The sequence below is a fragment of the Stenotrophomonas sp. AB1(2024) genome (assembly GCF_037482345.1).
GTDB lineage: Bacteria > Pseudomonadota > Gammaproteobacteria > Xanthomonadales > Xanthomonadaceae > Stenotrophomonas.
This window is the reverse complement of sequence record NZ_JBBHKO020000001.1, coordinates 2,620,404-2,643,550: the sequence shown is the minus strand read 5'-3', so window position 1 is coordinate 2,643,550 and position 23,147 is coordinate 2,620,404. Positions and strand designations below refer to the sequence as shown.

20 protein-coding genes are annotated in these 23,147 nt (G+C 67.1%); 4 read left to right on the top strand and 16 right to left on the bottom strand.

Annotated elements, in window-relative coordinates:
• Positions 1 to 106: 106 nt before the first annotated feature.
• From lipA to WIX41_RS12000, 3 genes are read right to left on the bottom strand one after another with little or no spacing between them, the layout of a single operon-like run.
• Complete coding sequence (lipA, locus tag WIX41_RS12010) at positions 107 to 1,117, bottom strand: lipoyl synthase (protein ID WP_339447822.1); 1,011 nt, start codon at positions 1,115 to 1,117, stop codon at positions 107 to 109.
• An 18-nt stretch (positions 1,118 to 1,135) separates the two neighbouring features.
• A complete protein-coding gene (gene lipB / locus WIX41_RS12005) occupies positions 1,136 to 1,843 on the bottom strand; it encodes a lipoyl(octanoyl) transferase LipB (protein WP_409187381.1) in 708 nt (235 codons plus the stop codon).
• Positions 1,831 to 2,109 carry a DUF493 family protein gene (locus WIX41_RS12000; RefSeq protein WP_339447820.1) on the bottom strand — a complete coding sequence of 93 codons (279 nt, stop codon included), beginning with the start codon at positions 2,107 to 2,109 and terminating at the stop codon, positions 1,831 to 1,833. The genes lipB and WIX41_RS12000 overlap by 13 nt, the downstream gene beginning before the upstream one ends.
• Positions 2,110 to 2,302: 193 nt before the next feature.
• Between WIX41_RS12000 and WIX41_RS11995 the strand changes: the two genes are divergently transcribed.
• Positions 2,303 to 3,364, top strand: coding sequence for a lipid A deacylase LpxR family protein (locus tag WIX41_RS11995; protein ID WP_339447818.1), 1,062 nt, complete (start codon positions 2,303 to 2,305; stop codon positions 3,362 to 3,364).
• Positions 3,365 to 3,850: 486 nt separating this feature from the next.
• On the opposite strand, the gene WIX41_RS11990 is transcribed toward WIX41_RS11995, so the two are convergent.
• From WIX41_RS11990 to WIX41_RS11955, 8 genes are all read right to left on the bottom strand, one after another.
• Complete coding sequence (locus WIX41_RS11990; protein WP_339447816.1) at positions 3,851 to 5,068, bottom strand: D-alanyl-D-alanine carboxypeptidase family protein; 1,218 nt, start codon at positions 5,066 to 5,068, stop codon at positions 3,851 to 3,853.
• Positions 5,069 to 5,167: 99 nt separating this feature from the next.
• Positions 5,168 to 6,379: a septal ring lytic transglycosylase RlpA family protein gene (locus WIX41_RS11985; protein WP_339447814.1), complete on the bottom strand. Its 1,212-nt coding sequence runs from the start codon at positions 6,377 to 6,379 to the stop codon at positions 5,168 to 5,170.
• Positions 6,376 to 7,521: a lytic murein transglycosylase B gene (gene mltB / locus WIX41_RS11980; protein WP_409187380.1), complete on the bottom strand. Its 1,146-nt coding sequence runs from the start codon at positions 7,519 to 7,521 to the stop codon at positions 6,376 to 6,378. Before mltB ends, WIX41_RS11985 begins: the two co-directional genes overlap by 4 nt.
• Before the next feature lie 603 nt (positions 7,522 to 8,124).
• A complete protein-coding gene (rodA, locus tag WIX41_RS11975; protein ID WP_339447812.1) occupies positions 8,125 to 9,237 on the bottom strand; it encodes a rod shape-determining protein RodA in 1,113 nt (370 codons plus the stop codon).
• Complete coding sequence (gene mrdA / locus WIX41_RS11970) at positions 9,234 to 11,297, bottom strand: penicillin-binding protein 2 (RefSeq protein ID WP_339447811.1); 2,064 nt, start codon at positions 11,295 to 11,297, stop codon at positions 9,234 to 9,236. The genes rodA and mrdA overlap by 4 nt, the downstream gene beginning before the upstream one ends.
• 1 nt (position 11,298) lies before the next feature.
• The gene (mreD, locus tag WIX41_RS11965; protein WP_339447810.1) at positions 11,299 to 11,784 is read right to left on the bottom strand and encodes a rod shape-determining protein MreD; all 486 of its coding nucleotides are present in this window, start codon (positions 11,782 to 11,784) and stop codon (positions 11,299 to 11,301) included.
• On the bottom strand, positions 11,781 to 12,869 hold the full coding sequence (mreC, locus tag WIX41_RS11960; protein WP_409187379.1) for a rod shape-determining protein MreC: 1,089 nt from the start codon (positions 12,867 to 12,869) through the stop codon (positions 11,781 to 11,783). Before mreC ends, mreD begins: the two co-directional genes overlap by 4 nt.
• A 177-nt stretch (positions 12,870 to 13,046) precedes the next feature.
• Positions 13,047 to 14,093: a rod shape-determining protein gene (locus tag WIX41_RS11955; RefSeq protein WP_038686189.1), complete on the bottom strand. Its 1,047-nt coding sequence runs from the start codon at positions 14,091 to 14,093 to the stop codon at positions 13,047 to 13,049.
• A gap of 274 nt (positions 14,094 to 14,367) precedes the next feature.
• On the opposite strand from WIX41_RS11955, the gene WIX41_RS11950 reads away from it, so the two are divergent.
• Positions 14,368 to 15,306 (top strand): carbohydrate kinase family protein, encoded by a 939-nt coding sequence (locus tag WIX41_RS11950; RefSeq protein ID WP_339447805.1) that lies wholly within the window; start codon positions 14,368 to 14,370, stop codon positions 15,304 to 15,306.
• 279 nt (positions 15,307 to 15,585) lie between these two features.
• On the opposite strand, the gene WIX41_RS11945 is transcribed toward WIX41_RS11950, so the two are convergent.
• The 4 genes from WIX41_RS11945 to ubiE all read right to left on the bottom strand — a co-directional run bounded on the left by WIX41_RS11945 (position 15,586) and on the right by ubiE (position 20,213).
• Positions 15,586 to 16,317 (bottom strand): hypothetical protein, encoded by a 732-nt coding sequence (locus WIX41_RS11945; protein WP_339447803.1) that lies wholly within the window; start codon positions 16,315 to 16,317, stop codon positions 15,586 to 15,588.
• A 207-nt stretch (positions 16,318 to 16,524) separates the two neighbouring features.
• A complete protein-coding gene (locus tag WIX41_RS11940) occupies positions 16,525 to 18,456 on the bottom strand; it encodes a M1 family metallopeptidase (protein ID WP_339447801.1) in 1,932 nt (643 codons plus the stop codon).
• Positions 18,457 to 18,516: 60 nt separating this feature from the next.
• A complete protein-coding gene (locus tag WIX41_RS11935; protein ID WP_339447799.1) occupies positions 18,517 to 19,383 on the bottom strand; it encodes a GGDEF domain-containing protein in 867 nt (288 codons plus the stop codon).
• Between the two features lie 68 nt (positions 19,384 to 19,451).
• A complete protein-coding gene (gene ubiE / locus WIX41_RS11930; protein ID WP_339447798.1) occupies positions 19,452 to 20,213 on the bottom strand; it encodes a bifunctional demethylmenaquinone methyltransferase/2-methoxy-6-polyprenyl-1,4-benzoquinol methylase UbiE in 762 nt (253 codons plus the stop codon).
• Positions 20,214 to 20,284: 71 nt separating this feature from the next.
• Here ubiE and WIX41_RS11925 point away from each other — a divergent pair, with 71 nt between their 5' ends.
• Together WIX41_RS11925 and WIX41_RS11920 are read left to right on the top strand one after the other, a co-directional pair.
• Positions 20,285 to 20,737, top strand: a complete 453-nt coding sequence (locus tag WIX41_RS11925) for a nucleoside deaminase (RefSeq protein ID WP_068854054.1) — start codon at positions 20,285 to 20,287, stop codon at positions 20,735 to 20,737.
• Positions 20,738 to 21,074: 337 nt separating this feature from the next.
• The gene (locus WIX41_RS11920) at positions 21,075 to 21,407 is read left to right on the top strand and encodes a hypothetical protein (RefSeq protein ID WP_339447796.1); all 333 of its coding nucleotides are present in this window, start codon (positions 21,075 to 21,077) and stop codon (positions 21,405 to 21,407) included.
• 36 nt (positions 21,408 to 21,443) lie between these two features.
• Here the strand turns inward: WIX41_RS11920 and WIX41_RS11915 are convergent, their stop codons facing one another.
• On the bottom strand, positions 21,444 to 22,838 hold the full coding sequence (locus tag WIX41_RS11915; RefSeq protein ID WP_339447794.1) for an efflux transporter outer membrane subunit: 1,395 nt from the start codon (positions 22,836 to 22,838) through the stop codon (positions 21,444 to 21,446).
• Positions 22,839 to 23,147: the final 309 nt, after the last annotated feature.

The window sequence follows — 23,147 nt, the reverse complement described above, 5'->3', positions numbered from 1 at the left end:
CCGGGGGACATTCGCCGGAAAGGGTATGGCGACCCGGCGCTCGATTCACCGGCAGCCGCGTCTGACCGGAGCGCGCGCTCCAATCAGACCGGAGAAGAACCAGGGCTCAGGCGACGCCAGCGCCCTTTGCCTGGACGTCGGCGTGGTACGAAGAACGCACCATGGGGCCGGAGGCCACGTGGCTGAAGCCCAGCTCGTAACCGTAGACCTCCAGTTCCTTGTATTCCTCGGGCGTCCAGTAGCGCAGCACCGGGTGGTGGTGTGCGGTCGGCTGCAGGTACTGGCCGATGGTGATCATGTCCACGTCGTGCGCGCGCAGGTCGCGCATGGTCGCGCGCACCTGGTCCATGTCCTCGCCCAGGCCCAGCATGATGCCCGACTTGGTGGCGATCGACGGGTGCTGGGCCTTGAAGTTCTTCAGCAGCGTCAACGACCACTGGTAATCCGCACCCGGCCGCACGTTGCGGTACAGGTCCGGCACCGTCTCGATGTTGTGGTTGAACACATCCGGCGGGTTGGTGGCCAGGATGTCCAGCGCCCGCTCCATGCGGCCCTTGCCGCGGAAGTCCGGGGTGAGCACCTCGATGCGCGTGTTCGGCGATTTGGCCCGGATCGCGCCGATGCAGTCGGCAAAGTGCTGGGCACCGCCGTCGCGCAGGTCATCGCGGTCCACGCTGGTCACCACCACGTACTTCAGGCCCATGTCCGCCACGGTCTGCGCCAGGCTGGCCGGCTCACCCGCGTCCGGCGGCTTCGGTCGCCCGTGGGCCACATCGCAGAACGAGCAGCGCCGGGTGCAGACCTCGCCCAGAATCATGAAGGTGGCGGTGCCGTGGCTGAAGCACTCATGGATGTTGGGGCAGCTGGCTTCCTCGCAGACCGTCACCAGGCGGTTTTCGCGCAGCTTGGCCTTCAGCGTCTGCACCGCGTTGCCCGACGGAATCCGGACCCGGATCCACGACGGCTTGCGCAGTACCGGCGCATCGGCGAACTGCACCGGCGAGCGGCCGATCTTGTCACCGCCCAGCTGTTTGACCCCGGCCTGCAACGGCGCGGCGGACGGCGTGTCGCCCTGCACGATCTGCAGGGGAATGATGCGAGCGGTGGTTTCAGTCATGGCCTTGGTCGGCGGCACTCAGGCCGCGTCAGTAAGATCGGGCAGGTCCGTGGCAGGCTGGAGGTCCAGGCCGAACTGGCGGGCCAGATGGCCCAGCAGTACCGGCTTGACGGCCGCCATGCCGGACGGTCCCCCCAAGTCTACCACCGAGGTTACCTGCAGCCCTTGGTAGCCACAGGGATTGATGCGGTGGAACGGCTCCAGATCCATCGCCACATTGAAGGCCAGACCATGGAAAGTGCAGCCGCGGCGGACCCGGATGCCCAGCGCGGCCACCTTGGCCCCGCCCACGTACACCCCCGGCGCGCCGTCCAGCCGTTCAGCGCCGATATTCCATTCGTCCAGCGTGTCGATGATCGCCTGTTCGATCCGGCACACGTAATCGCGCACCCCGATCCCCAGCCGCCGCAGCTGCAGCAGCGGGTAGACCACGATCTGGCCCGGCCCGTGGTAGGTCACCTGGCCGCCGCGATCCACATGCAGCACGGGAATGTCGCCCGGCGCCAACACGTGCTCGTCCTTGCCGGCCTGGCCCAGGGTGAACACCGGATCGTGCTCGACCACCCACAGCTCGTCGGGGGTGGTGTCGGTACGCGCGTCAGTGAAACGCTGCATTGCATGCCAGACCGGCGCGTAGGGCTGGCGGCCCAGGTCGCGCACGATGGCCGGCTGCGCCGGGCGCTGGCCCGGGGCGGCGGTCGAATCGCCGCGGGTTACAGCGTCCACTTTACTTCCGGGTGGCCGCGCAGCGCCTCGTGGGCGAGGTCCAGCTGCTCACGGCTCTCGGCCCTTAAGACCAGCTTCACGGACACGTACCTGTTGTTGGATGAGGTCCGCCAGGTGATGCGCTCGGTGAGCACCTGGATGCCGGCAGCCTGCAGAAGTTGCGGAAGTTGATGCTCCAGGCCGATGTTCGCCGCGCCCATGGCGCTGAGCTCGAACTCACCGGGGAACTGGAAGCCGTGTTCGGGATTGTCAGACTTGATTTCCATGTCCGCGATTATGGGGACGGATGCGCCTGAACCCAAGCGGGGCATGATCGTGCCCACAGCTGCGCCGAACAGTACGTGAAGATCGGCCTTCACGAACAAGACGCACCAGTGCGCGCGCGGTGCTGGTCATGGCACCACGCCCTGACTACCCTGCTGCTGCCTGAAAATGATCAAGACCATCAGCGGGAACCCCATGTTTTTGAAGCGATACGCGTTGCCGGCCGCACTTGCCGGCGCCCTTGCAGCCGCCGCGCCTGCGGTACAGGCAGCCGAACAATGCGGGCCCGACGCCATGCGCGAGCACCCGCCGCAGATCAATTTCCGCGTCGACAACGATCTTTTCGGCGGCGCCGACCAGGACCAGGGCTACACCAACGGGGCACAGATCACGTTCGTCTCCCCCAACCTGGTCGACTACACCGACGATCCCTGCCTGCCGCGCCTGGCGCGCTGGGTCAACCGTCACCTCGAACGCCTGGCCCCCGGCGAGTTCGAGCAGCAGAACATGATCTTCAGCCTGGCCCAGGGCATCTTCACCCCCACCGACTTCACCCGCAAAGACCTGATCGAGGATGATCGGCCGTATGCCGGCGTGTTGATCGGCAGCTTCGGCTACAACGCCCGCCGCGGCGACCGGCTGCAGACCACCCAGCTGGCGCTGGGCGTGGTCGGGCCGTGGGCATTGGGCAAGGAAGTGCAGGACGCCGTGCATGACGCGCTGGGCGACGAGAAATTCCAGGGTTGGGACAACCAGCTGCGCAACGAGCCGGTCTTCATGCTGACCCATGAGCGCATGCACCGGTGGGGCGACGCCGAGGACAACCTGGCCGGCTGGGGGTGGGATGCGATCAGCCACTACGGTGGCGCGGTCGGCAACCTCGCCACCCACTTCAATGCCGGTGGCGAAGTCCGCTTTGGCTGGAAGCTGCCCGACGATTTCGGCAGCACGCCGCTGCGCCCGGCCGGCGAAAACACCGCGCCTACCCGCGGCGGCAAGCCCACCGGGTGGTCGTTCCACCTGTTCGCGACCACCGATGCTGCCTGGGTGATCCGGGACATCACCCTGGACGGCAACACCTTCCGCAACAGCCACAGCGTGGACAAGCGCAACTGGGTCGCCCAAGGCGGTTACGGCCTGGCGGTGATGTACAACCGCTGGAAGTTCGCCCTCGCCCGCTACCACAGCACCCGCGAGTTCGACCTGCAGGACCAGTCGCCGATCTATGGGTCCTTCACGATCAGCCGGTCGTTGTAAACCACCAGAATCCCCACGGGCCCGTAACGGTTACGGGCTCATGGTTGATTGATCCTGATCCCAATGGGCACGCATGAATTCGTAGCCCCGGCCGTTGGCCGGACACCGCGCGCAGCGCGGCCCAAGTGTCCGAAGCCGGTCACTCGATGGTCGTGGCCACCACCCCGGCGTTTACACGTTCCGAAGCCGCGCGTCCGGCCTTCATGACGCCGGATCGAAAAGCAGCCGGCCAACGGCCGGCGCTACCGCCGGCTTCGGATCGTCTAAACGTCGGACGGAGTATCGGAGCCGCGGTTCGCCGGCTCCGGACGCTTGGGCCGCGCTGCGCGCGGTGTCCGGCCAACGGCCGGGGCTACGAATTGTTACGTAACGTCCCCGGATCGGGATCAATCAACCAAGAGCAAGGAACCGTTACGGACCCATTGCGCGACAAAAAAAAAGACCGGCGCGAGCCGGTCTTTTTTTCATTGAATACGGAAGGAACCGTTATTCCGATTCCCACCACATCCAGAAGCTGTCCCACAGGCGCTTGAAGAAGCCGGCTTCTTCCACTGCAGCCACCGCCACCAGCGGGGCCTGCGCCACCACCTTGCCATCCAGCGTGACCTTCAGCGTGCCGACCTGCTGGCCCGCAGTGAACGGCGCTTCCAGGGTCTTGGGCACATCGATGCTCGGCTTGAGGTCGTTGTAGCGGCCGCGCGGCACGCTCACCAGCAGCGGCTGGGCCACGCCCAGCTGCAGCGTATCGGCCTTGCCCTTCCACACCTTGTGTTCGGCCACGGCCTTGCCCGGCTCGTACATGCGGTGGGTTTCGAAGAAGCGGAAGCCCCAGTTGAGCAGCGCCAGGCTGTCATCGGCACGCTGCTTTTCAGAAGCACCGCCCAGCACCACGGCGATCAGGCGCTGGTCGCCGCGCTGGGCCGAGCTCATCAGGCAGTAGCCCGCTTCGGAGGTGTGGCCGGTCTTGATGCCGTCCACGCTCTGGTCGCGCCACAGCAGCAGGTTGCGGTTGGGCTGGGTGATGTTGCCCACGGTGAATTCCTTCACCTTGTTGTAGGCGTAGGTTTCCGGGTAGTCCCGCACGAACGCACGACCCAGCAGCGCCAGGTCGTAGGCGGTGGTGCGGTGGCCTTCGGCGCTCAGGCCGTGGGCGTTGACGAAGTGCGAGTCCTTCATGCCGATCCTGGCGGCGTAGCTGTTCATCAGCGAGGCGAACGCTTCTTCGCTGCCGGCCACGTGTTCGGCCAGTGCGATGGCGGCGTCGTTGCCCGACTGGATCGCCATGCCCTTTTCCATGTCTTCCAGACGCGCGGTCTGGTTGACCGGGAAGCCGCTGTAGCTGCCGTCGGTGCCGGCGCCACCTTCGCGCCAGGCGCGCTCGCTCATCATCACCTGGTCGTCGGTACGGACCTTGCCGTTCTTCACTTCGGCGGCAACCACATACGAGGTCATCACCTTGGTGATGCTGGCCGGGGCCAGCGGTTCATGGATGTTCTCGCCGGCCAGCACCTGGCCGGTGGCGTAATCCATCAGCACCCAGGCCTTGGACACGCTGGGCTTGGGCGCCGGCGGCGTGGCGACGGCGGTCGGCGCGGCGGCGGCAGGAGCGGGTGCCGGGGCCGGGGTCGGCAGGGGGGTCTGGGCGGAGACCATGCCCACGAACAGGGTCGTGGCCATGGCAGCAGCGGCAAAGCGGAATTTCATCGGACAGCAAGCTCCAGGAGGGCGCCAAGGGGGATTACAGGGGACGGCCATTGTAGGCCCATGGGGTGGCCGGACGCAGAAGCGCCCGGCGGGACGCATTCACTCTTTCACGATCTGCGGCGACCCGAATCCCAGACCGGCAATGCGGCCGGCAAGTTCCGAGGCACTGGCATGGTCGGCTGCCGGCACGCGCAGGCGCCACAGGGTACGGCCACCGCTGACGATGTCGCTGATGCTGGCGCCGACGATGCCCGCCGAGGACAGCTGGCCCAGCGCCTTGGTCGCGTTTTCGCGGCTGGCGAAGCTGGCCACCTGCAGCAGCACGTTGCCGACCTGCTGCTGGAGCGAGGGGCTGGGTGCCGCAGCGGCTGCGGGTGCAGGCAGGGGACGTGCCACGGCAACGGCCGGCGCGGCGGCAGGCAGCGAGCTCACCGTGACCGGGCCGGCATCCAGCGTGGCGGCCTGGGTGGCGGCCGGCTGGCCACTGCCCACGGGACGCGCAGCCGGGGCCGGCAACGCGCCGACCAGTTTGTCCATGTCGCTGGCGCGGCGGACCGTAGCCGCCGCAGCCGCGCGGCGTTCGCGGCGCGACGGCTTGTCGGCCAGCGGCTTGTCTTCACCCGGCGTCAGCGCGCGCACTTCGACGTTGCCAGTGCCGCGCTGGGTGATGCCCAGGCGCACGGCGGCGGCGTAGCTGAGGTCGATCACCCGGCCGTCGTGGAACGGGCCGCGGTCGTTGACGCGCACGATCACCGATTCGCCGTTGTCCAGGTTGGTCACCCGCGCGAAGCTCGGCAACGGCAGCGTCTTGTGCGCGGCGGTGAACGCGTACATGTCGTACACCTCGCGGTTGGAGGTGAGCCGGCCATGGAACTTGGCGCCGTAGTAGGACGCGGTGCCCTTTTCGGCATAACCCTTGGGCCGGTCCAGGACCTGGTAACTCTTGCCCAGCACCACGTAGGGCGATTTGTTGCCGATCGTCGAGCGCGGCAGATCAACCACATCCGGCTCGGGGATGCAGGCCACGTTGGGAATGTAGGTCGGCGTGCTGTCGTTGACGCCTGGCTTGTACAGCCCGCCCGCGCGGTAATTGCCGCGCGTCCCGGGGTCCTCGGCGGCCGCCTTGTACGGCGAGCCTTCCGGGCAATGGGCGGGCCGCCCGCCCCTGCCCTGCCCCTGCACCAGCGTGCCACCGGGCTTGCCGGCACCGCTGCTGGCAGTGGGCGGCTTCTTGGGCGCACTGCTGCAGGCGGCCAGCGCCAGGATCAGCAGGCCGGGAACCGCCCATCTGCAGCGTGCGCGTACGTTCATGCCGGTGGCAGCTCCTGTCCGGCGATGGCCTGGGACAACTGGTAGACGGCCATCGCGTACATCTTGGAAAGGTTGTAGCGGGTGATCGCGTAGTAGTTCTGGAAGCCCAGCCAGTACTGCTTGCCGTTGCTGCCTTCAAGCGTGATCGGGGTGGCGGTCAGGCCGGCAGGCACCGGCGCAGTGGGCTGGTAGCCGCGCTGGGCCAGGTCGGACAACGTCCAGGTCGGGGTCCAGTCGGTGGGATCGAACGGCGCCCGGCCGGCGGCCAGCGTGGCCGGCACCGCGACCGGGCCGCCGCGCACCCACCCGCCCTTCTTGACGAAGTAGTTGGCGATCGAGGAGAACACGTCGTCGTAGCGGGTGAACAGGTCGCGGCGACCGTCGCCGTTACCGTCCACGGCGAAGTCCAGGTAGCTGGACGGCATGAACTGCCCCATGCCCATGGCACCGGCATAGCTGCCCCTGATCGCGAGGATGTCCAGCTTCTCGTCGCGGGCCAGCACAAACAGGCGCGCCAGCTCATCGCGGAAGAACAGCTCGCGGCGCACTTCGCGTTCGAGTTTGGCCGGATCGCCGCTGCGCGGGTACTTGAACGCCAGCGTATACAGCGCATCGAGCACGCGGTAACTGCCGGTATTGGCGCCGTAGCTGGTTTCCACGCCGATGATCGCCACGATCACTTCGGCCGGCACGCCGGTACGTTCCTGCACGCGCATCAGTTCATCGCGGTGCTGGGCCAGGAATTTCCTGCCGCCATCGATCCGCGCCTGGCTGATGAACATCGGCCGGTACTCGTTCCACGGCTTGACCCGCTCGGCCGGGCGCGACATGGCGGCAATGATCGGATCGCGCACCTGCGCCTGGGCCAGCGTGGCCTCGATCTGCGCAGCCGGAATGCCGTAGCGCGCAGCGGTATCGCGCACGAAGTTGGCACGCGCCACCTCGAACGGTACCGGGGTCAGGTCCACCGGCGGCGCCGTAGCCGCAGCCCCCTCTGGCGCTGCTTCGGCCGGCCCCTTGTGGGCCACCCCCGGCTTGTTGGGCGCACCCGACGCCTGTGGCGGCGGTGACGGGGAGTGCGGCTGGGTCGCGCAGGCAACCAAACCGAGCGTAAGCATGCAAGCCAAAGTGCGTCGAATCATCGCCGCAGGTTAGCAGGTCAAAGGTGAAATAAAACCCCTAACACCATGAATCCCAACGATTTGCCCGAAGATATCCTGCTTCGTTAAGTCCACGTGTAGATCCATCTTCCCATGGGCCGGCCAACGGCCGGCGCTACCGGGGTGGATCAGGCGAGGAGCCCCCTTTGTTAAAAGGTATACCGGTTGCGCCCCCATCCCCATGGGCGCAACCGGGCTACCGACCCGGTCGATACCAGCGCAACGTGCAACTCCCCAGCGCACGCCGCGCTCCCTGTATCTGTTTGGTCAACTACTTCCCGCCAGCGCCCTTGCGCATCGCTTGGCTCAATGCGCAGCTGCTTGCGGGCCGCCATTGTGCCGGCCGATTACGACATGTCCATTGATCCTGATCAATCGCATTCATATTTGTGCACCACATCTCACTTTTTTGCCGATTTATTGACGCAACCTCCACCTCGACCGTCGGATTTGTCGCATCCGGCACGATCCAATGGCGATTTCTGCGCAGACACGGGCGTTCCGCAGGCGGACTTTTGACCCTAACGGGTGACGTCGTGTAGCCGCTGTGGCGGCATGTCGTCGCGGCGCGCTGCCGAGGCAGGCTCAGCTGTAGCCGCCGTGCACCGGGTTGTGGCTGCGGGCGGCCATCACCAGCCCGAAGCCGGCCAGCAACGAAACCGCCGAGGTACCGCCGTAGCTGATCAGCGGCATCGGCACGCCCACCACCGGCAGCAGGCCTGAGATCATCCCGCCGTTGACCAGTACGTAGACGAAGAAGGCCAGGCCGGTGGCACCCGCCAGCAGGCGGGAGTAAGAATCGCGCGACTGCGAGGCGATCCACAGGCAGCGCCCGATCACTACCAGGTACAAGGACAGCACCACGGCCACGCCGATCCAGCCGAATTCCTCGCTGAGCACGGAGAAGGCGAAGTCGGTGGTCTGTTCGGGAATGAAGTTCAGGTGCGACTGCGATCCCTGCCCCCAGCCCTTGCCGTCGAAGCCACCGGAGCCGATCGCGATCTTGGACTGGATGATGTTCCAACCGGCGCCCAGCGCATCCATCTCCGGGTCCAGGAACATCATGATGCGGTCCTTCTGGTACGGCCGCAGCAACCAGATCCAGGCCACCGGCGCCGCAGCGGCGCCCCCCCCCACCGCCACGCCCACCCACCACCACGGCAGGCCGGCCAGCAACAACACGAACGCGCCGCTGGCGGCGATCAGCACGCCGGTGCCGAAGTCCGGCTGCAGCATCACCAGCCCGGTGGGCACACCGATGATCACCGCGCTGACCATCACCGTGGAGAACCGCGGCGGCAGCGGCATGCGGTGCAGGTACCAGGCCACCATCATCGGCAGGCTGACCTTGAGCAGCTCGGCCGGCTGCAGGTAGAACAGTTTCAGGTCCAGCCACTGCCGGCCGTACTTGCCGGTGCCAAGCACGAACACGGCCAGCAGCGGAATCATCGACACGGCGTAGATCAGCGGCGTGGCCGAGCGGATGCGCAGGATCGGCATGCGTGAAATCGCCCACATCGCCCCCAGCCCCACCACGAAACGCGCGCCCTGGGCGAACACCAGGGAATCGCCGCCCGCGCTCTTGAGCACGGCAAGGCCGATCAGCATCAGCGCGCCCAGCGCCAGGCACAGCACCCAGTCCAGGGTGCTGCAGAAGCGCACGACCATGTCGCTGGCCCAGCGCAGGAAATCCTTCATCGGGCGCGCTCCGGCGGGGCTGGCGGGTGGGCGGCTGGCGCCAATGGCGTACCGGGCAACGGTGCAGGCGCGGGAACCGGTTCCGGCAGGCCGACCAGCACCGGCATCGATTCCAGCACGGCAGCGGCGACATCACCGGCCTGGCGTGCGGCGCTGTCGCCTTCAAATGCGGTGATGCCGATCGCGGTAGTGCCGCGCACGCTGTCCAGCGGCTCCATGCCTTCGGGCATCTTGCCCAGCAGCCAGGCATCGAACAGCTTGCGCGCGATCGGCGCCGCCGCCGAACCGCCGTAGCCACCGCCTTCCACGGCGATCGCCAGCACGATCACCGGGTTTTCGGCCGGGGCGAAGCCCACGAACAAGGAGCGGTGGCGCAGGTGCATCGGCAGGCTCTTGGGGTTCACCGCAGCGGTGCCACGCCGGCTGATCACCTGCGCGGTGCCGGTCTTGCCGGCAATGGTGTACGGGGCGCCAGCGGCGGCGCGTGCGCCGCTTCCGCCCGGACGCATGGTGCCCATCATGCCTTCGCGCACGGCCTGCAGGTTGCCCGGGCTGGGGCTCACCGCCTTGCTCTTTCCAACCGGGGTGGACACCCAGTCCGAATCGAAGCTCTCGCGCTGCTGCATGACCAGGTGCGGGGTACGCAGCTGGCCATCGGCGATGCCGCCCACGCCGTGCACCAGCTGCAGCGGGGTGACCTTCCAGTCGCCCTGGCCGATGCTGACGTTGACCGTATCGCCGGGATACCAGCGTTCCTTGCGCGCCTTGTACTTGTTCTGCGGCGAGGGCAGGATGCCGCCGATCTCGCCGGTGAGGTCGATGCCGGTGGGCTCGCCGAAGCCGTAGTAGCCCATGTACTGGTCGAACCGCTCGATGCCCAGGTCCAGCGCCAGCTTGTAGTAATACGTGTTGACCGACTGGGTGATCGACTTGCGCAGATCGGTCCAGCCGTGGCCGCCGCGGTTGGCATCGCCCCAGCCACGCGAGGTGCCCGGCAGGTAGAACATGCCGGTGGAGAGGATCTTGTCTTCGGGTTTGCGCACGCCGCTGTCCAGGCCGGCCAGGCCGATCAGCGGCTTGATGGTCGAACCGGGGGCCACGCCGCCCAGCACAAGGCGGTTGAACTGCGGCCGCGAGGGGTTGTCGTTGAGTGCCTTGAAGTCGGCATGCGAGATGCCGTTGACGAACAGGTTCGGGTCATAGGACGGCAGGCTGACCATGGCCAGGATTTCGCCGGTGCGCGGGTCCATCGCCACGCCGGCGCCGTCGAAATCGCCGAAGGCCGCCACCATGGCGCGCTGCAGGTCGGCATCGATGGACAGGCGCAGATCGCTGCCCGATTGCGCGGCGACCCGGCCGATGGTGCGGATCGCCCGACCCTGCACGTTGGTTTCGACCTGTTCGTAGCCGACCTTGCCGCGCAGCTGCTGCTCGTAATAGCGTTCCAGGCCGGATTTGCCAATATGGGTCAGCGCGGCGTTGCCCTCGCCCAGCATTTCCAGGTCCTTGTCATCGACCCGACCGACGTAGCCGATGATGTGCGCGAACAGGTCGCCGTAGGGGTAGCGGCGGGTCAGGTAGGGTTCCAGCTCCACGCCGGGATAGCGCCAGCGGTCCACCGCGAAACGCGCCATTTCCTCATCGGTGACGCGCAGCTTGAGCGTCACCGGCAGGAAGCTGCGGCGGGCCTTGCGCGACCTGTTGAAGGTTTCCAGGTCTTCGGGGGTCAGGGTCAGGATCTTCGCCAGCCCGGCCAGGGTGGCATCCATGTCCTTGACCTTGTCCGGAGTGATGTCCAGCCGGAACGCGGGCACGTTCTCGGCCAGCAGGCGTCCGTTGCGGTCGTAGATCATGCCGCGCCCGGGAACGACCGGCCGTGGCTTGATGCGGTTGGCTTCCGAGCGCGTGGTGTAGACCTCGTGGTCCAGCACCTGCAGCTTGAAGTACCAGCCGCCCAGCCCGACCAGGCAGACCAGCACGCCGAGGAAGCCCAGCGCGGCGCGGCGCCGGAACTGCTCGGCTTCGGCGCGCGGATTCTTGGCCTGGCGGCGCACGTACATGTCAGCGCCCGCGACGTCCGAAGCGGACTGCATCGAGCAGCACGAACACCAGCGGCCACAGGCCCATGCCCAGCAACGGCGCCCACCAGTACGACCATGGCAGGGTGGGTTCGCCCACGGCGATATGGACCACGGCGCTGACGATGCGGTCGTTGAACAGCAGGCCGCCGATCGCCAGCACCTGCTGGGACATCGGGAAGAAACGGATGCGCGCGCGGAAGCGCTGCAGGATGAAGGTGAGCATCACCAGCCGCAGCGCCTGCTCGCCGAGCACGCCGCCGTAAAGCAGGTCGGCGATCACGCCGCACGCGAAGGCCATGCCGAGGCCGACCCGGTCCGGTGCTTCGATCACCCAGTACGCCAGCACCAGTGCCAGCCAGTACGGGCGCAGCGGCTGCAGCAGCGCCGGCAACGGCAGCAGGCCCAGCAGCAGCGCCAGCACGATGCTGACCGGCAGCACCCAGGGTTTGTCGCGCAGGCGGCTCATTGGTGTGCCTCCTGCGGAGGCGAGTTGCCCGGTGTCCGGCCAACGGCCGGGGCTACCGCTGGCTGCGGTGGGTTTTCCGTGGGCCGGCCAACGGCCGGCGCTACCGAGGACCCGTCTGGAGGAGAGCCCCCTTCTTGTTGAAGGGGGTGCGCCGAAGGCGCGGGGTTAAGGGGGGATGCCCCCCCGGCAGCCGGATTCGTCGCAGACGCATCCGGCTGAAGCAGTTCGCGTGCCACAGGCACGCGAATTGCGGCACCTGGCCTCAAGAGCAACACGTCGCGGCCGCGGTCGAGCTGGGCGGCGGGTTTGAGTTCGCCTACCAGGAAGGCGTGGGTGTCGTCGGGGCGCAGGGCCGTGATTTTTCCTACCGGGAAGCCGGCCGGGAAGCGACCACCGAGGCCGGAGGTGACGATTTCATCGCCTACCTCCACCCCGGCGCTGAGCGGGATGTCGCGCAGTTCCAGGGTATCGCCGCGGCCGTATACGATCAGGCGCACGCCGTTGCGGGCCACGGTGACCGGCACTGCGTGGTCCGGGTCGGTGAGCAGCAGCACGGTGGCGTTGCTGCCGGTGGTGGCGATCACCTGCCCCATCAGGCCGCCAGCATCGATCACCGCCTGCCCCATGTGCACGCCATCGCGGCTGCCGGCCGCCAGCACCAGGCGCTGGCGGACCGGGTCCAGGTCGATGTCCAGGATCGGGGCCAGCTGCACGTCCAGCCCGCTGCGCTCGGCCACGTTGAGCAGCTCGCGCAGCTGCGCGTTGTCCAGCGCGGCGGTCTGCAGGCGGGTCAGGCGCGCGTTGGCGATCAGCAGCTGGTTGCGCAGCTCGCGGTTCTCATTCACCAGCTGGCCGTGGCTGGCGGCATTGTCCTTGACCTGGGTACCGAGCCGGCCGGGCAGGCCAGCCAGCGCCCACACCGGCTGCACCAGCACGCTGGCCTGCGCGCGCGCGCGCGCCAGCCAGCCGGCCTGGTCGTCGAGCACGATCAGGATGATGGCCAGGGCCAGGTAGGCGAGCAACCGCAGTGGGCTGCTGGCATCACCCTGGCGGGAGGCTATGGGAGGACCGGCGTAGGGCGGCACGAGGAGGTTCGATTGATCAAGGGGCGGAAGGCAGCGGGGCAGAACCCCGCTCTACGGGAAACGGCAGAACGGGGCAACAGGATGCGACAACGCCCCGGCGCTGCGATGCCCGGCGTGGCAGGCACGCAGCGGGCATCACGCCGCAGGGGCGCGTCCATGGAACTGCAACGGTACGGCTTACTCCGGCGCAAAGAACTCGTTGCCGTGCATGTCCACCAGCTCCAGCGCACGACCGCCACCGCGGGCCACGCAGGTCAGCGGGTCGTCGGCCACCTGCACGTGCAGGCCGGTTTCCTCGGAGATCAGGCGGTCCAGGTCGCGCAGCAGGGCGCCACCACCGGTCAGCACGATGCCGCGCTCGGCGACGTCGGCGCACAGTTCCGGCGGGGTCTGCTCCAGCGCCAGCTTGACCGCGCTGACGATGCCCGACAGCGGTTCGTGCAGGGCTTCGAGCACTTCGTTGGAGTTGATCTTGATCATCTTCGGCACGCCCTCGGCGAGGTTCCTGCCGGAGATTTCCATCTCGATGACCTCGGCCTGCGGGTAGGCGCAGCCCAGCTCCACCTTGATCCGCTCGGCGGTGGCTTCACCGATCAGCATGCCGTGGTTGCGGCGTACATAGTTGGTGATCGACTCGTCGAAGCGGTCGCCGCCAATACGCACCGAGGCCGAATAGACGATGCCGTTCAGCGAGATCACCGCCACTTCGGTGGTGCCACCGCCGATGTCGATGACCATCGAGCCACGGGCTTCGGTGACCGGCATGCCGGCCCCGATGGCAGCGGCCATCGGTTCTTCGATCAGGAACACATCGCGGGCGCCGGCTTCTTCGGCCGATTCCTTGATGGCGCGGCGCTCGACCTGGGTCGAGCCGGCCGGCACGCAGACCAGCACGCGCGGGCTCGGGCGCAGGAAGCGCGACTTGTGCACCTTCTTGATGAAGTGCTTGAGCATCGCCTCGGTGTAGGTGAAGTCGGCGATGACGCCATCCTTCATCGGGCGGATGGTGGTGATGTGGCCCGGGGTACGGCCCAGCATCTGCTTGGCTTCGGCGCCGACGGCGGCCACCGAACGGGTGCCACCGATGGCACGGTCCTGGCGCACGGCCACGACCGACGGTTCGTTCAGCACGATCCCCTGCCCGCGCACGTAAATGAGGGTATTGGCCGTGCCCAGGTCGATGGACAGGTCATTGGAGAACATGCCACGCAGTTTCTTGAACATCTGGGAGTTGATCCTGAGGGGTGTCGCGCCCAACGCGGGATGGCGAAAAAATGGGCAGAATTCGAGGTCGACAAGACTAGCAATCCCCCTGTTCGCGAGCAAGGAGAAATGTCCCCCAAACCCAGCCTTGGCGGCCATTCAGTCGAAACCGGACAGCCGGGGTTCTGGCCCTGCGGCGCCGCACCCGTTAACCTTTGCGCCATTGGGCGCCTCAGGGCGCCGTTTCGTTGCCCGCCTGCCGGGCCTCAAACCCATTCCGCATAGGCCTTAATCGATGTCCGCTTTGATCTGTGGTTCTCTTGCCTTCGACACCATCATGGTGTTCCCGGACCAGTTCAAGAATCACATCCTGCCGGACAAGGTGCACATCCTGAACGTGTCGTTCCTGGTGCCACGCATGCGCCGCGAGTTCGGTGGCTGCGCCGGCAACATCGCCTACAACCTGCACCTGCTGGGCGGCGAGCCGATCCCGATGGGCACGGTGGGCTCGGACTTCGGCCCGTACCGCGAGTATTTCCAGGGCCTGGGCATCGACCTGAGCCGGATCAAGGTGATCGACGAGCTGTTCACCCCGCAGGCGTTCATCACCACCGACCACGACAACAACCAGATCACCGCCTTCCACCCGGGCGCGATGATGCGTTCCTACGAGAACCACGTGAGGGACGTGCCGGGCGTGACCCTGGGCCTGGTCGGCCCGGATGGCCGCGAGGGCATGATCCAGAACTCGCAGGAGTTCTTCGAAACCGACGTACCGTTCATCTTCGACCCCGGCCAGGCCATGCCGCTGTTCAACGGCCCGGAGCTGCGCACCTTCATCGAGCAGGCCGACTACGTGGTGGTCAACGACTACGAGTCCAATCTGCTGCAGGAGCGCACCGGCTGGGACGAAAAGGAGATCGTGAGCCGGGTCAAGGCCTACATCACCACCCGCGGCCCGAAGGGCGCGGTCATCCACACCCCGGAAAAGACCTACGACATCCCGCCGGCGCACGAGCGCCGCGTGGTCGACCCGACCGGCTGTGGCGACGCTTTCCGCGCCGGCCTGATCTACGGCATCGAGAAGGGCTACGACTGGCTGACCATCGGCCGCATGGGCAACCTGATGGGCGCGCTGAAGGTGGAACATCCCGGCACGCAGAACCAGCGGTTCACGTTCGAAGAATTCAATGAGCAGTTCAAACAGCAATTCGGTTACGCGCTCAACGGTTGATCCGCTCGGTGGCGCCGGCCGTTGGCCGGCGGCGCTTTGTTCCAAGGTAATGAACACCTGACGCCCGGCTCCGGTTCGTGTCAACGTTGGACGGAATACGGGGCGGTGATTCTTCCGCCTCCGGATGCTCGGGCCGCGCTACGCGCGGTGTCCGGCCAACGGCCGGACCTACGAATTGCTACGTGCCCATTGGGATCGGGATGAATCAACCATGGGCTCCGGACACCGGTAGCGCCGGGCTCTGCCCGGCTGCCTTTCGCGCGGTGGATCACCGTCCGGTCAATTCCACCCGTTCGGCATTCTGCTGGCGTCTACGCCGCCGGTTTCGAAGATGGCCGTGCGGGTGCCGCCGGCCTTGACCGGGAATTCGATGCTGATGCTCTTCGCCTTGCGTGCCAGCTTCCACAGTGCCTTCTGGTCGGTGATGAACATGGCGATGGCTTCGTCGGTCTTCGGGCGCCAGGCGGCCATGGGGATCGGCTTGCCGTTGTCCACCGTCACCTTCACCGTGCACTGCGGGCAACGGAAATCACCGGCCTGCAGCACCAGGTAGGCATGGCGCTTCCACTCGGGGTGGTCGCGGAAGATCAACTGCACCGGCTTGGGGCCGCTGCCGTCCACGTCCACCCGCTCCTTGCTGTAGATCGAGGCCGAGACCTGGTTGCCCTTGCTGCCCACCGGCACCTGGTTGTACTGCCACAGGCCCTGCATGCGGCGCAGTTCGCGCGCGGTTTCAGCCTTGGCCTTGACCTCGGCGTAGCCCGGCTCGATGCGCGCGGCCACGTCGGTGTCCTTGTACTGGTCCAGCAGCGAACCGCCATGGATGCGCGCACGCTCCCAGTCCTGCGCGGCCACGGCCATGTCGTACTGCTTGGCCACGCCTTCGGCCTTTGCTTCCTGCTGCGCCTTGGCGGCAGCAGCGGCAGCCTCCTGCGCCTTACGCTCCTCTTCCGGGTTGCTGCAGGCAGCCAGGACAAGTGCGCAGGCGGCGGCGAGGATCAGTCGTTTCATTGCAGGCTCCCAGGGTCGACGACGGCACGCGTCACCCGCCTACTGTAACGGGGAGACCGGTAAGGTCGCATCCCGATCGACCGCCGATAGCGCGCCAACGCGCGGGTGCGGCATGACCCCCGAACGAAGAACGCGCAGCCGCCGCATGCCCCCGGACACGACAACGGCGGGTTTCCCCGCCGTTGTCGTTCAACGCATGGCCGGCAGTTACTTGCCGGCGCTTGCCTTGTCCAGCATGTCCTGCACCGATGCGGTGGTGATCGGGTGGTAGCTGGGCTTGGCCTTTTCGAAAGCGGCCTTGGCGAACGCCAGGCCTTCCGGGGTCTTCACCAGCTCGGCGTAGATCGGCAGGATCAGCTTGCGGCGGCCCACACGTTCGATGAAGGCACCGGCCGCTTCATTGGCCTCCGCGTACCCGCTGCGGATCGCCAGCGGGTACCAGCGCATGGCGATTTCGCCGTTGGCGGTGCCGGTGAACTTGTACGCGCGGTCCAGCGCGGCCAGCTTGTCGACCGGCAGGGTCTTGCCCAGGCCGTCGATGAAGTGGACCCATTCCTGGGTGCCCCACTCGCTGGTGATCTGCGCGCTCGGCAGCGTGCCGCTGCCCTCCCACGCAATGCGCGCGGTATCGACGATGGAGAAGTTGCGCGAACGCGCCTTGGTGGCGAAAGCCGGAATGCCCGGCTCGTCCAGCCATGCCTTGAGCTCGGCGTCGGTGACCGCACCGGGCTTCTTCGACAGCAGGTTCTTCTTCAGGTACGCGACGAACTGGTCGGTGTTGGCGCTCTGGAAGGCGTGGTCATCGAACCAGCCACGCAGGAACGGATCGAACACCTCGCGGCCGAAGCGCTGTTCCAGGAACTGCAGGAACCACGAACCCTTGACGTAGGCCACGTTGCTCAGCGCCTCGTCCGGGTCGCGCTCGGTCAGCGGCGGCAGGGCCAGGGCCTGGTCGGCCGGGCTCATGTCCTTGACCTCGCCCAGCAGATCGTTCTGGTCGATCTCGCGCTCCATCTCGGCCATTTCCTGGCCATACAGCGCTTCGGTGATGCGGCCCTGCACGTAGGTGGTGAAGCCTTCGTTGAGCCAGATGTCCTTCCAGCTCGAATTGGTCACCAGGTTGCCCGACCAGCTATGCGCCAGCTCATGGGCGACCAGCGAGACCAGCGACTTGTCGCCCACGATCACGGTCGGGGTGGCGAAGGTCAGGCGCGGGTTTTCCATGCCGCCGAACGGGAACGACGGCGGCAGCACCAGCATGTCGTAGCGGCCCCAGCGGTATTCGCCGTACAGCTTCTCGGCCGCACCGATCATCTTCTCGGTATCTTCGAACTCCTTGGCCGCCTTGCCGACCATGGTCGGCTCGGCCCACACGCCCGAACGCCCGGAGATCGGCTCGAACACCAGGTCGCCGGCGGCGATGGCCAGCAGGTAGGACGGAATCGGCTGCGGCATCTTGAAGGTGTAATCACCGTCACGCGCGGCCTTGGGATCGTTGTCGGCGCTCATCAGCACCATCACGTCCGGGCGCGAGGCAACGTGCGCGCTGTAGGTGAAGCGCACGCTGGGCGTGTCCTGCAACGGCACCCACGAACGGGCGTGGATGGCCTGGGACTGGCTGAACATGAAGGGCAGCTTCTTGCCCTCGGTCATCGACGGCTCCAGCCACTGCAGGCCCGAGGCGGTCGGCGCGGTGTGGTAGGTCACCAGTACCTTGCCCGGCTGTTCCGGCGCTTCGATGGTCAGTTTGCTGCCGAACACCTTGTCGGCCGGTGCCAGCGCGAACTGCAGCGGCGCGGTGCTGCCGTCGGCGGCCACCGCTTCCACCTTTTCAATGGTCAGCTCGCGGGTGTCCAGCACCAACTGCGTTGCCGCCTTGTCCTTCCACTCCAGGGTGTAGGTGGCGGTGCCGCCGATCTGCCTGCTGTCGAAATCCAGCTTCAGATCCAGGGCCAGGTCCTTGATGACGACCTTGTCCGGTTCGGCGTACGAACTTTCATCGTGGCTGCGGTTGGCGGCTTTCACGGCGGTGTCGGCGCTCGGCTGGGCGGCGGGGGCCGCGGTCGGGGCGGCGGGCTCTTTGGAGCAGCCGGCGGCAAGCGCGACGGCCAGGGGAATCAGCAGGAACGGGGATCGCATGAATCGGGACCGATCAGGGTGAAACCGCCAGTTTACCCCCGTCCGTGGCCCATTCCCCATTCAGTCATCTTCACACAGCAGCCGGGCACCGCCGGCCGCCTTGGCCCGGTACATCGCGGTATCGGCGCGCCGGTACAGCTCGCGCAGGTCCTCGCCCGACCGGTAGCCCGCCGCCCCAGCGCTGGCACTCAACGGCGGATCGGCCGGGTCGTCCGGCACGGCCAGCCGATCCAGCCACTCGCGCAGCCGCGCGCAGGCCACCTCATGGCTGTCATGCACCGCCAGCAGGAATTCATCCCCGCCCCAGCGCCCGATCCAGTCGCCGGGCCGCAGCCACTGCCGGGCAGAGACCACCAGCCGCACCAGCACCTGGTCGCCGGCCAGGTGCCCGTGCGCATCGTTGATCGGCTTCAGATTGTCCAGGTCCACCACGAACAGGGTCAGTGGCTGCAGCCGCGACTGCGCCTTCCGGGCCGAGTCGGCCAGTGCCTGTTCGCAACCACGGCGATTCAGCGCCTGGGTCAGCGGGTCAAGCAGCACGCTGCGGCGCAGGTCGCGCAGGCCCGCATCCACCCCGTGCAGGCTGCGGTTGATCCCGCGCAGCAGCCGCCCGATCTCGTCGTGGCCCAGGTCGGGCAGGTGCGGCAGGCGTTGTTCGTCGTAATACGCTTCCAGCGCCTCGGCGGCCTGGCGCAGCGGCGCCATCAGCCGGTACAGCGCCATCATCGCCATGCCGGTACCGATCAGGGTGGCGCCAAACACCACCGCGACCACGGCCCACATGGCTTCCTGCTGGTAGCGGCCACTGAAGACCATCCACAGCAGCAGCACCAGCAGCGGCACGTGCACGCCGATGAACACCACCGTCATCAGCTTGGCGCTGAATGAACGGGGAAACACGCGGGCCAAGCCGCGGTAGAGACGCATGGCAGGCCCTCTCTGACAGCCTGCCTGCAGTGTGGACGAGCTCCCTCAGCGGGAACCGGACCGGTGTCTCAAACCTTGTAGCCGGAGTGAATCGATACGATGCCGCCGGTCAGGTTTTTGTAATGGCAGCGCGCGAAACCGGCCTCGCCCATCATGGTCTTGAGCTGCTCCTGCGGCGGGTGTTTGCGGATGCTCTCGGCCAGGTACTGGTAGCTGTCGCCGTCGCGGGCGAACAGCTGGCCCAGCCTGGGCAGGATCTTGAACGAATGGAAATCGTAGATCGGCTTGAACCAGTCGGCGGTGACTTCGGAGAATTCCAGCACCCGTGCCTGGCCGCCCACCTTGAGCACGCGGTACATCTCGCGCAGGGCGGCGTCCTTGTCGGTCACGTTGCGCAGGCCGAAGGCGATGGTCACCAGGTCGAAGCTGGCATCGGGGAACGGCAGCGCTTCAGCGTTGCACTGTACGAAGTCCAGGCCCGACACCAGGCCACGGTTGGTCAGCCGGTCACGGCCCACGGTCAGCATGCCGGCGTTGATGTCACCCACCACCACCTGGCCCTCGTCGCCCACGCGCTCCTTGAGCAGCGCGGCGATGTCGCCGGTGCCGCCGGCCAGGTCGAGCACGCTGTCGCCCGGCTTCACCTGCGCGGTGGCCACGTAGTAGCGCTTCCACGCCCGGTGGATGCCCAGGCTCATCAGGTCGTTCATCAGGTCGTAATTGCGCGCGACCGAGGTGAACACGTCGCCCACCAGCTTCTGCTTGTCCTTGGCGGCGACATCGCGGAAGCCGAAATGGGTGGTGCCGGTCTTGTAGGGGGATTCGCTCATGGCCCCGATTATCGCACCGCCGGCCGGCCGGCGGCACCTTATGATGGCCCCTTCAGTTGAACGGACCGCCCATGATCACCACCCCCGACTACGCCGCCCTGCTTGAAACCGCCATCGCCGAAGCCCGCCAGGGCCTGGCCGAGGGCGGCATTCCGATCGGTGCGGCGCTGTACCACAACGACGGCCGCCTGCTCGGCTGCGGCCACAACCGCCGGGTCCAGGAAGGCGACCCGTCCGTGCATGGCGAAACCGACGCGTTCCGCAAAGCCGGCCGCCAGCGCCGTTACCAGGACACCATCATGGTCACCACCCTGGCCCCCTGCTGGTACTGCAGCGGGCTGGTCCGCCAGTTCAACATCGGCACGGTGGTGGTGGGCGAATCGGTCACCTTCCAGGGCGGCATCGACTGGCTGCGCGAAAATGGCGTGCAGGTGATCGACATGCAGAGCCAGGAATGCATCGACCTGCTGGGCGGATTCATCTCGGCCCACCCCGAGGTCTGGAACGAAGACATCGGCGAGTAACGCCGCCGCATCCTGCGCAACCGCGCAACGATGCGTGCCGATTGCGCCGCACCGCCTTCCGGCGGCGCCGCGCAGTCATGAATGCTTCAGCTGCACCCCACGGCGCGCATGCCGTGCTGCGGCTCGCTCTGCGCTTCCTCCATCCGCCGTCAGTGCGGCGTGAGCAAACACCCAACACACCACGCTAACAACCTTGCGTTCGCCCGCGCGCAGGATGAAAGCGCGCGCCGATACCGCTGCAAAATCCCACGCCTGCTGCACATTGCCATGACACGGCATGCACCGCGCGTTACGCACTATCGGGGGTGCCCTTCCTTCCTATCGAATCGAAGCAACCATGTCCTCCGTCCCGCTTTCCATCCCCGCCGTGATCAATGTGGACGCTGAAATCGACTACTGGCGCCAGAAGCACATCGGCGGTCATCTCAGTTCCGCCTCGTTCGGGCATTACATACCCTGGATCAAATTTGCCTGCGATTCGCTGATCACCCATGCCAAGGCCAGCGACGAACAGCGTGACTTCGCCTTCCAGGATCACTACGCAGCGCAGATAATGGCGAAACTGAGCCAGGACGTGGCCCGGGACTTCGTCGAAAAAGTCTGGGAACACGTGTACCTGACCAGCCACCACGACCAGAATGCCCGTCCGCGCCTGAGTGCGCGTGCCTGAGCCACGGCTGCACTACGAATTGCTGGACCTGCCCCATCACCGGGCGGCGACGTCCCCACGCTCGTACCACCCGCCCCCCAGCACCTTGTACAGCGCCACCTGATTGGACAGGCGCGTCAGCTGCGTGGTCACCAGCGACTGCCGCGCGGTGTACGCCGTCCGCCGCGCATCCAGCAGGGTCAGGAAGCTGTCCAGGCCCGCGTCATACCGCGCCTGCGACAACGTGCGCGCCTGCTCGGCCGCCGCCACCAGCGCCTGCTGGGAGGCCAGCTGCGCATCCAGGCTGTCGTTGAGGGCCAGCGCGTCGGCGGCCTCGCGGAAGCCGGACTGGATCGCTTTCTCGTACTGCGCCAGCGCGATGTCGCGGTTGGCATTGGCCACGCCCAGCCCGGCGCGCAGCTTGCCGCCCTGGAAGATCGGCAGGTTCAGCGTGGGCATGAAGCTCCACGCGCGGGTGCCGGAATCGAACAGCCCCGACAGTTCCGACGAGCTGGACCCCACGCTGCCGGTCAGGCTGATCGAGGGGAAGAAGGCCGCACGCGCCGCACCGATGTTGGCATTGGCCGCCAGCAGCGTGTGCTCGGCCGCCATCACGTCCGGGCGGCGCAGCAATACGTCGCCCGGCACGCCAGCGGGCACCGCACGCACGGCGGCCACGTCATTGGCTTCGCTGCCGGGCAGCAGCGCTTCGTCGATCGGACCACCGGCCAGCAGCGCCAGCGCATTGCGGTCCTGGGCCACCTGCCCCTGGAAACGCGCAACGTCGGTACGCGCGGTTTCCACCAGCGTACGGGTCTGGCTCAGTTCCAGCGCCGAGGTGCCGCCCAGCTGGTGCCGCGCCTCGCTCAGGCGCAGCGAATCTTCGTAGGTGGACAGCGTGGCCTGGGCGATCTGCAGCTGCTCGCTGTCCGCACCCAGGGTCAACCATGCGTTGGCCACTTCAGCCACCAGCGACAGCTGCGCGTTGCGGCGGTTGGCCGCCTCGGCGAAGTACTGCTGCAGGGCCGCCTGGCTCAGGTTGCGCACGCGGCCGAACAGATCCAGCTCGAACCCGACCACGCCCAGGTTGGCGCTGAACTGTTCGGTGACCGGTACGTCGCCGCCGCTGCGGGTCATCTGCCCCTGTACACCGAGCGCAGGCACGCGGTCGGCACGCTGGATGCGGTACTGCGCGCGCGCCTTTTCCACGTTCAGCACGGCCACACGCAGGTCGCGGTTGTTCTCCAGCGACTGGGCGATGAGCGCCTGCAGGCGCTCGTCGACGAAGAAATCGCGCCAGCCGATGTCAGCCACGTCCACCGCCGCAGCGGTGGACGTGGTGGCCGGCCATTGCGCCGGAATCGCCGGGGCGACCTCGGTGCTGCGCGGTTCCAGTGAGGCGCAGCCGGAAAGAAGTGCAACGAGAGACAGTGCGAGGTAAGTGGGTTTCATTGAATGGATTCCGTTTGAGACCACCTGGGCCGGCCAACGGCCGGCGCTACCGGGGTTTCGACGCCCGTCGGGTTTCGACGCCCGCCGGGTTTCGACGCTCGTCGGGTTTCGACGCCCGTCGGGTTTCGACGCACGCCGGGTTTCGACGCACGCCGGGTTTCGACGCACGCCGGGTTTCGACGCACGTCGGGTTTCGACGCACGTCGGGTTTCGACGCACGCCGGGTGTGACGCCGTCCGACGGAGGGCGCCGGTAGCGCCGGCCGTTGGCCGGCCCAGGCGGTACATCACCGTCCGGCAATGCCGGCAG

What these genes read in the sequence shown, in the direction of transcription:
- WIX41_RS11950 (WP_339447805.1), top strand. Translation starts at nt 14,368, where the DNA reads ATGTCCGCTTTGATCTGTGGTTCTCTTGCCTTCGACACCATCATGGTG.
- rodA (WP_339447812.1), bottom strand. Translation starts at nt 9,237, where the DNA reads ATGAAGGATTTCCTGCGCTGGGCCAGCGACATGGTCGTGCGCTTCTGC.
- ubiE (WP_339447798.1), bottom strand. Translation starts at nt 20,213, where the DNA reads ATGAGCGAATCCCCCTACAAGACCGGCACCACCCATTTCGGCTTCCGC.
- mreD (WP_339447810.1), bottom strand. Translation starts at nt 11,784, where the DNA reads ATGAGCCGCCTGCGCGACAAACCCTGGGTGCTGCCGGTCAGCATCGTG.
- mrdA (WP_339447811.1), bottom strand. Translation starts at nt 11,297, where the DNA reads ATGTACGTGCGCCGCCAGGCCAAGAATCCGCGCGCCGAAGCCGAGCAG.
- WIX41_RS11915 (WP_339447794.1), bottom strand. Translation starts at nt 22,838, where the DNA reads ATGAAACCCACTTACCTCGCACTGTCTCTCGTTGCACTTCTTTCCGGC.
- WIX41_RS11945 (WP_339447803.1), bottom strand. Translation starts at nt 16,317, where the DNA reads ATGAAACGACTGATCCTCGCCGCCGCCTGCGCACTTGTCCTGGCTGCC.
- WIX41_RS11925 (WP_068854054.1), top strand. Translation starts at nt 20,285, where the DNA reads ATGATCACCACCCCCGACTACGCCGCCCTGCTTGAAACCGCCATCGCC.
- WIX41_RS11985 (WP_339447814.1), bottom strand. Translation starts at nt 6,379, where the DNA reads ATGAACGTACGCGCACGCTGCAGATGGGCGGTTCCCGGCCTGCTGATC.
- WIX41_RS11995 (WP_339447818.1), top strand. Translation starts at nt 2,303, where the DNA reads ATGTTTTTGAAGCGATACGCGTTGCCGGCCGCACTTGCCGGCGCCCTT.
- WIX41_RS11940 (WP_339447801.1), bottom strand. Translation starts at nt 18,456, where the DNA reads ATGCGATCCCCGTTCCTGCTGATTCCCCTGGCCGTCGCGCTTGCCGCC.
- WIX41_RS11935 (WP_339447799.1), bottom strand. Translation starts at nt 19,383, where the DNA reads ATGCGTCTCTACCGCGGCTTGGCCCGCGTGTTTCCCCGTTCATTCAGC.
- WIX41_RS11955 (WP_038686189.1), bottom strand. Translation starts at nt 14,093, where the DNA reads ATGTTCAAGAAACTGCGTGGCATGTTCTCCAATGACCTGTCCATCGAC.
- WIX41_RS11990 (WP_339447816.1), bottom strand. Translation starts at nt 5,068, where the DNA reads ATGAAATTCCGCTTTGCCGCTGCTGCCATGGCCACGACCCTGTTCGTG.
- WIX41_RS12000 (WP_339447820.1), bottom strand. Translation starts at nt 2,109, where the DNA reads ATGGAAATCAAGTCTGACAATCCCGAACACGGCTTCCAGTTCCCCGGT.
- mltB (WP_409187380.1), bottom strand. Translation starts at nt 7,521, where the DNA reads ATGATTCGACGCACTTTGGCTTGCATGCTTACGCTCGGTTTGGTTGCC.
- WIX41_RS11920 (WP_339447796.1), top strand. Translation starts at nt 21,075, where the DNA reads ATGTCCTCCGTCCCGCTTTCCATCCCCGCCGTGATCAATGTGGACGCT.
- lipA (WP_339447822.1), bottom strand. Translation starts at nt 1,117, where the DNA reads ATGACTGAAACCACCGCTCGCATCATTCCCCTGCAGATCGTGCAGGGC.